A 249-nucleotide genomic window follows, 5' to 3' on the forward strand; every position below is an offset into this window, starting at 1 on the left:
GACGGTCGCTCGCGCTGCGCTATGCCAAAGGCTCCGCGCCAGCGCCCGTCGCTTCACCCGCCCAGCAGGGCACAACCCACGCCGGAAACGAACTCAAAACTGGATAGAAACTGGGGGCAACGTCAAGGACAATCGCCAGTCCTGCAAGGTGATGTATCCGCTGAGCGAGGTGCTGCTTTTGGTTGTCTGCGGCACGATGGCGGCCTGCGACGACTATGACGACATCGTTCTGTGGGGGAACAGGCATCT

At 61.4% G+C, this 249-nt stretch carries 1 protein-coding gene; it reads left to right on the forward strand.

The window, feature by feature from the left end:
- Positions 1–103 precede the first annotated feature (103 nt).
- Positions 104–249 (forward strand): transposase family protein (locus tag EN786_RS38220; protein ID WP_210238944.1); only part of this gene is annotated, 146 nt, incomplete at its 3' end.

The organism is Mesorhizobium sp. M4B.F.Ca.ET.143.01.1.1, assembly GCF_004792275.1.
GTDB classification, from domain to species: Bacteria; Pseudomonadota; Alphaproteobacteria; order Rhizobiales; family Rhizobiaceae; genus Mesorhizobium; species Mesorhizobium abyssinicae.